Origin of the sequence: Caulobacter sp. LjRoot300, assembly GCF_964253875.1 — a bacterium.
Classification (GTDB): Bacteria; Pseudomonadota; Alphaproteobacteria; order Caulobacterales; family Caulobacteraceae; genus Caulobacter.
The window spans coordinates 668,250-676,219 of sequence record NZ_CAXUSA020000003.1; the positions used below are offsets into that span (position 1 = coordinate 668,250).

Genomic DNA, 7,970 nt, shown 5'->3' on the forward strand with positions numbered 1-7,970 from the left:
ATTCTCGGAGACTCAAAAGTCATGCTCTCCCAACTTCGACCCGCCATCGTCTCCATGGGCCTGTTCACGGTCCTGCTGGGCCTGGCCTATCCGCTGGCCGTCACCGGGGTGGCCCAAGCCGCGTTCCCAGCCCAGGCCAATGGCGGCCTGGTGCGCGACGCCCGTGGCGCGGTCGTCGGCTCGGCCCTGATCGGCCAGGCCTTCGCCAAGCCCGGCTACCTGCACCCGCGCCCGTCGGCGGCCGGCGCTGACGGCTATGACGCCTCGGCCTCCAGCGGCTCGAACATGGGTCCGCTGAACGAAGCCCTGGCCAAGCGGATCAAGGCCGACGCCGACGCCCTGCGCGCCGAGAACCCCGGCGCGGCCATCCCCGCCGACGCCGTGACCACCTCCGGCTCGGGCCTGGATCCGGACATCTCGCCCGAGTACGCCCGCTTCCAGGCCCCACGCGTCGCCAGGGCGCGGGGGGTATCGGTCGCCGCCGTCCGGGCGGTGGTCGACGGCCAGGTCCAAGGCCGGCTGTTCGGCTTCGTCGGCCAGCCGCGGGTCAATGTGCTGGCGGTCAACCGGGCGCTGGACGCCCGCTTCGCGGCCCAGCGCAAGAAGGACGGCTAGTGCCGGCTGACGATCCGAAAAGACCTGATCCCGAGGCGCTCCTGGCCGCCGCCGTCAAGGCGGGCCGGGGGCGCCTGAAGGTGTTCCTGGGCATGGCCCCGGGCGTGGGCAAGACCTACGAGATGCTGCGCGCCGCCCGCCGCCGCAAGGCCGACGGCCAGGACGTGCTGATCGGCCTGGTCGAAACCCACGGCCGGCGCGAAACCGAAAGCCTGCTGCGCGGCATGGACGTGCTGCCACGCAAGCCGATCGACCATCGCGGCCACGTGATGATGGAATTCGACCTCGACACGGCCCTGGCCCGCCGGCCGGCCCTGCTGCTGGTCGACGAATACGCCCATTCCAACGCCCCCGGCTCGCGCCATCCTAAGCGCTGGCAGGACGTTGAGGAACTGCTGGCGGCCGGCATCGACGTCTGGACCACCCTGAACGTCCAGCACCTGGAGAGCCTGGTCGACGTCGTCCAGCGCATCACCGGCGTGCGCCAGCGCGAGACCGTGCCCGACAGCGCCTTGTCGCGGGCCGACGCCATCGAACTGATCGACATCACCCCCGAGGAACTGCGCGACCGCCTGGGCGAGGGCAAGGTCTATGTGCCCGAGACCGCGCGCCTGGCTTCCGAGAACTTCTTCAAGGTCGAGAACCTGACGGCCCTGCGCGAACTGGCCCTGCGCCGCGCGGCCCAGACCGTCGACGACCAGCTGGTCGCCGCCATGCGAGAGAAGGGGGTCGAGGGCCCCTGGGCGGCCGGCGAGCGGATCCTGGTGCTGGTCGGCGGCGACGCCATGGCCTCGGGCCTGGTGCGGGCCGGCCGGCGGCTGTCGGACATGATGATGGACGCGCCCTGGACGGTGACCCACGTCGACCGCCTGGACCAGCCGGCCGGGGGGCCGGCGGCGGCGGCCCGGCTGCGGGACGCCCTGAAGCTGGCCGAGCAACTGGGCGGCTCGACCGTGGTGCTCAGCGGGGCCGACATCGTCGCCACGGTGATGGCCTATGCCCGCCGCAACAACGTCACCCAGATCGTCATCGGCAAGTCGGCCGACAGCCGCTGGCGCGAGCTGCTGGGGCGGTCGCTGGCGGCGGCCCTGCTGCGCGAGGCGCGCGGGGCGGCGATCCACGTGGTCACCGAGGCCACCCACGAGGCGGTCGTCGAGGTTCCGCCCCGCCGGCCGAAGGTGGACTGGACGGCCTACCTGCTCGCCGCCGGCTGCGTCGCCGCCGCGACGGTCGTGGCCTGGGGCCTGGACGTGGCCTTCGACCGCGTGGACCTGGGGATGATCTTCCTGGCCGCGGTGCTGGCGGCCGGCGTGCTGCGCGGGCTGCGGCCGGCCCTGGCGGCGGCGACCGTGGCGTTCCTGGTCTACAACTACATGTTCCTGGAGCCGCGCCATTCGTTCGCGATCGGCACGCCGACCGACTTTTTGACCCTGGTGGTCTTCTGGGCCGTGGCCCTGGCGGCCGGCGGGCTGGCGGGCCGGGTGCGCGATCAGGGCCGCGACGCCCAGCGGCGAGCCTCGGCGGTCTCGGCCCTGCTGGCCGCCAGCCGCACCTTCTCGGCGGCCGCCGGGCGCGAGGCGGCGGCCAAGGCGCTAGCCGAACAGACGGCGGCGGCGGTCGGGGCCAAGGCCGTGGTGCTGCTGCCGGCCAATGGCGAACTCCAGCCGGCCGCCGGCGCGCCGACCCTGGAGGAATTGGACGCCGCGCCGATGGCCGCCGCGCGCTGGGCCTGGGAGAAGGGCGAGGCGGCGGGGTTCGGCACCGGCACCCTGCCGCAGACCCGTTGGACCTTCTGGCCGTTGGAGGGCGTGCGCTCACGGGCCGGGGTGGCCGGCGTCGAGGCCGGGGCCATGGTCGCCGGGTCCGAGGACGAACGGCTGCTGCTGGCCTTGCTGGAGCAGGGGGCCGTGGCCCTGGAGCGCGCAGAATTGGCGACCGAAGCCGTCGAGACCGAGACCCTGCGCCGCGCCGACCGCTTCCGCTCGGCCCTGCTGAACTCGATCAGCCACGACCTGCGCACGCCGCTGTCCACGGTCCTGGGGGCTTCCAGCACCCTGATCGACTACGGCAAGGGCATGACGGCGGCGGTGCGCGACGACCTGCTGCTCAGCATCCGCGAGGAGGCCGAGCGGCTGAACCGCTATGTCGGCAACCTGCTGGACATGACCCGGCTGGAGGGCGGGGCGCTGCGGCTGCGCACCGACTGGACCGACGTGCGCGACGTGCTGGGCGCGGCGGCCGAGCGGGTCTCGCGCCGGCTGGAGACCCGGGTCCTGGCCCGCGACTTTCCCGTCGAGCTCAGCCTAGTGCGCGCCGATCCCAGCCTGCTGGAACAGGCCGTGGTCAACATCCTGGAGAACGCCATCGCCTACAGCCAGGACGGCGCCCGGATCGAGATGGCCGCCTACGAGGACCGCTCCAACGTGGTGATCAGCATCGAGGACGAGGGCAGGGGCATTCCGACCGCCGAGCTGGAGCAGGTGTTCGAGAAGTTCCGCCGCATGGAGGAGCCCACCGACCGCCACCAGGGGGCGGGCCTTGGCCTGTCGATCTCCAAGGGCTTCGTCGACGCCATGGGCGGGCGGATCGCCGCCGCCAGCCCGATCCACGACGGCAAGGGGACGCGGATCCTGATCAGCCTGCCCAAGGCCATCGCAACTCCGCATCATCTGCTATGACCAAGCCATGAGCGCTGTCCGCCAACGCATCCTGATCATCGACGACGAGCCGCAGATCCATCGGTTCCTCGGCCCGGCCCTGGACGCCGCCGGCTATGAGCCGCTGCGGGCCGACAGCGGCCAGGAGGGGCTGCGCGGCATCGCCCTGTGGTCGCCGGACGCCGTGGTGCTGGACCTGGGCCTGCCCGACATGGACGGCAAGGCGGTGCTGGAGAAGGCTCGCGCCTTCTACGAGGGCCCGATCGTCATCCTGTCGGCGCGCGATCGCGAGGCCGAGAAGATCCAGGCCCTGGACCTGGGCGCCAACGACTATGTGGAAAAACCGTTCGGAGTCGGGGAGTTGCTGGCGCGTCTTCGCGTGGCGCTCCGTCAGCGCGGCCAGGCTCAAGGTCCTCTGGCGCCGATCCGGGCGGGAGCGGTCGAGATCGATCTCGAAAAGCACCTGGTGACCCGCGACGGGGTCGTGGTGAAGGTCTCGCCGCGTGAATACGAAGTCCTGGCCCGCCTGGCCCAGGCCCGAGGCAAGGTGCTGACCCACAAGGACCTGCTCACCGCCGTCTGGGGTCCGGCCCACGCCCAGGACACCCAGTACCTGCGGGTGTTCGTCGGACAGCTGCGCCAGAAGCTGGAGGCCGACCCATCGACCCCGACGATGATCCTGACGGAACCGGGGATCGGCTACCGCTTCATCGGTGACTGAATATCGCACGAAATCTGGCGGCGATAGTCGCATGACTTCGAGTGGTTATGACGTTATTCGGAAGCGTTCTGGTTCGCCAGGGCGGCGAGGCCGTCCGTCGTGATCACCCAGCCGCCGCCGTTGCGCTCGGCCAGGCCCAGATCGGTCAACCCACGCGCATCGGCGATGTTGATCCAGTCGACGGCCTCCCCGGCCTTTTTGCGGGCGAGGTTCTTCAGGGCCACGAGCTGTCCCGGGGAAAGCGTCATTCTATTGGCCGCCCGACAGGGGATCGGGCGAGGCTGCGGCGCGGCGACCGCTCATCCGCTCCAGCTCCTGCTGCAGGCGCAGGAGCTGGCCGCTCAGGCTGGTGACGTCGTCCTGCAGCTGGGCGTTGCGGCGCTTGAGGTAATCGTTTTCGCGCCGCAGGACCTGGGCTTCCTCGTCGGTCATCGGTCGGTCTCCACGGCGGCGGTCGGCGGCGCCGCGCGGATCACGGCCCGCAGCAGGGCGCCGCGATGGGCGGAGAGTTCGGGCGCCTTCAGTTCCAGCTGGGCTCCCTCGACGATCCGTCCCTGGTGGCGGCTCCCCAGGAACAGCGTCTCGGCGCGGATTTCCTGCGCCGTGATCTGGTGGATGCCGATCAGGTCGAGCAGGGCGGTCCAGCGCGGGGCCTGGCGCGCGTCCGGTCGGTCGGACATGAGGTCCTTTCAGGCCGGCGATCCCGCATGGCGCGGGGCGATCACAGGCGTGGTCCACCATAACGCGCCCGCGCCCCAATAGCTTCGATGCTTTTCTATCGTCCGGAAAAAGGCCTCGACCTCGGGCGTGCTCACCAGGCATCGACGCTGGCCGGCTAACGGGCCGCCAGAGCCTTGTCACCATATCTGGGCTCACCTCAAGGTTTGTGCGCTGAAAGGCGCTTAGAGGTGCAAACTAAGAACATCGACCATTCTAGAGAGGTGGGGCTCATCTCAAGGCTTGTGGGCTCACCTCAAGGTTTGTACGCGTAATATACGCTAATATACGCTAAGCATAACGGTTGGCGTCCTGCCGGGCGATCGTAGAGCGTCGATCGCGCGACGCCCAATGTATTCGCGACCTCCGCTCCTGTCGTTTCAGGAGCCGCCAGCAGCCGCTTCCGGGCGACCACCCAACCGCCCCCGCGCCTTGGCAGCGGCCAGGCCTGAGACGGTCCTCTCATGAACCAGGTCCTTCGGGTCCACCAGCGGTTGTGCCGATTGGGTATGGCCGCACACACGCTATGCGCCCAATGCCGGTCGTTCAGCGCAACAGGAATACTGCCCGAAAGTGGACTTCCAATCCCAGATTCAAATCATCTGCTGCTATTATTCGCCTAAGGGCGCCTATGCGGGTGTACTTGGATAGAACTCCAGCACTGATCCCAAGGCATCCTTCAAAGGAGTGAGCCACGGTTCGTAGTTGCGCCAAAATTCAAGCCCCTCGCCGTTGACTGGCCTGCGGACCTGCTGAGCGCTCGGCGTGTAGACGGCTCGCGCATTCTCATGGAAGCGCAGGCATGCCGGGTCGAATGGCAGGCCGAGATAGTCGAGCAGACGGCGCAGTTCTCTTTCAAGGTCAGTCACCAGGCGCTCGTATCCAACCTGATGGATTCTCCCAGGCAGCACCGAATCCAGGTGCGCGATCATGCGGACATAGTCCCGATAATATCGGCCGAGATCCTCCAGGCTGGTCGGGAAACTCGTCTCGCGATTGAAGTAGGTGGTGAAGGCCGAAAAGCAGCACGCGAGCGGATGCCGCCGGACATCGATGATCTTCGCGCCCGGCAGAATGAGGTGGATCAACCCGACATATCGCCAATTGGCGGGCATCTTGTCGGTGAAGAACGGGCGATCCGTCTTCCTGTATCGCCGCGCCGAAGCGAGATAGCGCTGCCCGAGCACCTGCAACTCGCCAGCGTCCATCTCGGCGACGGCCTGGAGCCAGCCGGTTTGCGAGACGCCGCCTTCTCCGAGCTGTGCGGCCAGGTTTTGCAGCTCGAACAGCTCGCCGCAGCCTTCGATCATCGGATGGCTTGCGAGGATTTGCTCGACCAGCGTGGAGCCAGAACGTGGCATCCCGACGATGAAGATCGGGTCGGGCGCGTCGCACCCGCGTCCCGCCCGCTCGCCGAAAAATTCGGTGCTGAATCTCGCCTCGACCCGGCCGGCCAGATCGCCTGTCGCACCAGGATCATAAGGGACCAGCCTTTGTCGAATCTGGTTGCCCTTTTCATAGTGCCGGAACGACCGCGCGAAATCGCCCTGGGGCCCCAGCGCCCTCCCCAAGGCAAAATGAAGCTGCGCGAGCTGCAGCCCATCGCCGGCTTGGGGGAGGGCGCGTTCCATCAGTTCGATGTCGCCCGGTGCGAGCCCGACCGTCCGAAGATCGGTCAGCGCACGCCAGGCAAAACCATTCCCGGGATCGATCCGCAGCGAGGTCCGGTAGGCGGTAACCGCCTCGGCGACCCGCCCGACCGCCTGGAGTGCATGGCCGTAGTTCAGCCAGGGAATCGCCGCGTGCGGCGCGCGACCGACCAGTGCTTCGTGAAGCGCCAATGCTTCCTCCGTCCGGCGCTCGGCGTCGAGGACGGCTGCTTTCAGCGAGAGCGGCCAGATGGCGCCGGGCTGCTTTGTCATGGCAAGATCGAGCAGCGCGACGGCCTCCGCGGGGCGCTCGAGACGACAGAGAAGCGACGCGAGATCGGCGTGGGCCTCGACGAACGCGGGCGCAATGGCGATCGCCTTGCGCAGGAGTTGCTCCGCATCCGCGACGAAGCCGGTCGAGGCGGCGATATGGGCGAGCAACCTCAGGGCCTCGGCATTCTCTGGCTGCCTCGCCAAGCGGGCCTGCACCAGCGTTTCGGCCTTAGCCAGGTCGTTGACCTTCAAGGCTTGCATCGCTGCCGCCAGATCCGGGTGCATTCTATCCTTTCAGGCTTGTTCGTCGCCGAACATCCGGCGGATCGGCGCCGGCTCTCTCTGGGTTCGGTCAGTCCGTGAGTGACCGGAGTCGCTGCAGCGTCTGTGAAGGCAGTTCGCCGAAATAGCTTCGATAATGCTGGGAAAACCGTCCGAGATGTCCGAAATCCTGCATCATGGCGGCCCGTGTAATACTCGCCTCGGACCGGCGCATATCCCAAAATTCTTTGCGCACGTGATTGAGCCGGAAAGCGAGGATCAGATCGAGCGGACTCAGGCCGAGCGTCGAACGCGCGGCATAATGCAGCGCGCGCGGCGTGACGTTTAGTTCAGAGGCCACCTCGCTCACGGTCATGCGTCGCCCGAACCGGCTTTCGACATACCGGATCATTCTCAGCGTCAGCTCGTAGCCATCGACCATGCGGAAGGGATGAGGGGGGCCTCGTCCGCGCGCGCCGATCCTGAGCGCCTTGTCGAGCGCCCGCAACAGCGCGCCACGTAGCCAAGCGTCATCGCCAGGTCTGCTCGGATTTCCATCGAACGCCACCTCGGCCAGGCGACGAAAGATGCCGGTAAGTTCCACCGGCAAGGGGATTGAAGCGTCTTCCGGACCCATAAGAAGCTTAGGGTCCGGCCAAATACCTTCTTCAGATAGAGCGGTCTCCTCGATCAGGATTCCGATCGCATGCCAGTTGCTAGAAATAACGTTTCTATATTCTCGACCAGAATTAAGGACAGTCATGTGACCGCCCGTCACCTCTAGTCCGCAGAATATAGCTGGCGCAAGATTTACTATGAAATATATCCATCCTCGCTCTATGCGAGAATGATCGATCAATCTCCGGTTCACGCGATTATCGCTGAAGATCATGCCGTCGAGATTTATGCGCCGGAATCGGATGCTTATCAGTCCGGGTTCGATTTGTATGCCTGGTGCGTCTCGGCCGCGCAATTGCTCGCGAAAGTGATCAATATCGAGAAATTCACGCGAAATCACAGCTCCCAACAGCCTGCCGCTCCCATGGTTATCGCTGCAACTTCCGATAGCGGATAGCG

9 protein-coding genes are annotated in these 7,970 nt (G+C 67.2%); 4 read left to right on the forward strand and 5 right to left on the reverse strand.

What is annotated here, in order from left to right:
- The first annotated feature begins 21 nt into the window (after window positions 1-21).
- Genes kdpC through ACSQ2G_RS13345 form a run of 3 tightly spaced genes read left to right on the forward strand, consistent with a single transcriptional unit; the run spans window position 22 to window position 3,993 of the window.
- On the forward strand, window positions 22-615 hold the full coding sequence (gene kdpC / locus ACSQ2G_RS13335; protein WP_436031541.1) for a potassium-transporting ATPase subunit KdpC: 594 nt from the start codon (window positions 22-24) through the stop codon (window positions 613-615).
- On the forward strand, window positions 615-3,293 hold the full coding sequence (locus tag ACSQ2G_RS13340) for a DUF4118 domain-containing protein (protein ID WP_436031543.1): 2,679 nt from the start codon (window positions 615-617) through the stop codon (window positions 3,291-3,293). The genes kdpC and ACSQ2G_RS13340 overlap by 1 nt, the downstream gene beginning before the upstream one ends.
- Before the next feature lie 7 nt (window positions 3,294-3,300).
- Complete coding sequence (locus ACSQ2G_RS13345; RefSeq protein WP_436031545.1) at window positions 3,301-3,993, forward strand: response regulator; 693 nt, start codon at window positions 3,301-3,303, stop codon at window positions 3,991-3,993.
- 53 nt (window positions 3,994-4,046) lie between these two features.
- Here the strand turns inward: ACSQ2G_RS13345 and ACSQ2G_RS13350 are convergent, their stop codons facing one another.
- The 5 genes from ACSQ2G_RS13350 to ACSQ2G_RS13370 form a co-directional block, all read right to left on the reverse strand.
- Window positions 4,047-4,217, reverse strand: coding sequence for a hypothetical protein (locus tag ACSQ2G_RS13350; RefSeq protein WP_436031547.1), 171 nt, complete (start codon window positions 4,215-4,217; stop codon window positions 4,047-4,049).
- Window positions 4,218-4,242: 25 nt separating this feature from the next.
- Window positions 4,243-4,425 (reverse strand): hypothetical protein, encoded by a 183-nt coding sequence (locus ACSQ2G_RS13355; RefSeq protein ID WP_436031549.1) that lies wholly within the window; start codon window positions 4,423-4,425, stop codon window positions 4,243-4,245.
- On the reverse strand, window positions 4,422-4,673 hold the full coding sequence (locus tag ACSQ2G_RS13360) for a hypothetical protein (protein WP_436031551.1): 252 nt from the start codon (window positions 4,671-4,673) through the stop codon (window positions 4,422-4,424). Before ACSQ2G_RS13360 ends, ACSQ2G_RS13355 begins: the two co-directional genes overlap by 4 nt.
- Before the next feature lie 666 nt (window positions 4,674-5,339).
- Window positions 5,340-6,917: a sulfotransferase gene (locus tag ACSQ2G_RS13365; RefSeq protein WP_436031553.1), complete on the reverse strand. Its 1,578-nt coding sequence runs from the start codon at window positions 6,915-6,917 to the stop codon at window positions 5,340-5,342.
- 67 nt (window positions 6,918-6,984) lie between these two features.
- Complete coding sequence (locus ACSQ2G_RS13370) at window positions 6,985-7,656, reverse strand: helix-turn-helix domain-containing protein (protein ID WP_436031555.1); 672 nt, start codon at window positions 7,654-7,656, stop codon at window positions 6,985-6,987.
- 84 nt (window positions 7,657-7,740) lie between these two features.
- On the opposite strand from ACSQ2G_RS13370, the gene ACSQ2G_RS13375 reads away from it, so the two are divergent.
- Window positions 7,741-7,968 (forward strand): hypothetical protein, encoded by a 228-nt coding sequence (locus ACSQ2G_RS13375; protein ID WP_436031557.1) that lies wholly within the window; start codon window positions 7,741-7,743, stop codon window positions 7,966-7,968.
- The last annotated feature ends 2 nt before the right edge of the window (window positions 7,969-7,970 follow it).

Coding starts and splice junctions, on each gene's coding strand:
- ACSQ2G_RS13360 (WP_436031551.1), bottom strand. CDS start 4,673: ATGTCCGACCGACCGGACGCGCGCCAGGCCCCGCGCTGGACCGCCCTG.
- ACSQ2G_RS13370 (WP_436031555.1), bottom strand. CDS start 7,656: ATGACTGTCCTTAATTCTGGTCGAGAATATAGAAACGTTATTTCTAGC.
- ACSQ2G_RS13355 (WP_436031549.1), bottom strand. CDS start 4,425: ATGACCGACGAGGAAGCCCAGGTCCTGCGGCGCGAAAACGATTACCTC.
- ACSQ2G_RS13375 (WP_436031557.1), top strand. CDS start 7,741: ATGATCGATCAATCTCCGGTTCACGCGATTATCGCTGAAGATCATGCC.
- kdpC (WP_436031541.1), top strand. CDS start 22: ATGCTCTCCCAACTTCGACCCGCCATCGTCTCCATGGGCCTGTTCACG.
- ACSQ2G_RS13365 (WP_436031553.1), bottom strand. CDS start 6,917: ATGCACCCGGATCTGGCGGCAGCGATGCAAGCCTTGAAGGTCAACGAC.
- ACSQ2G_RS13345 (WP_436031545.1), top strand. CDS start 3,301: ATGAGCGCTGTCCGCCAACGCATCCTGATCATCGACGACGAGCCGCAG.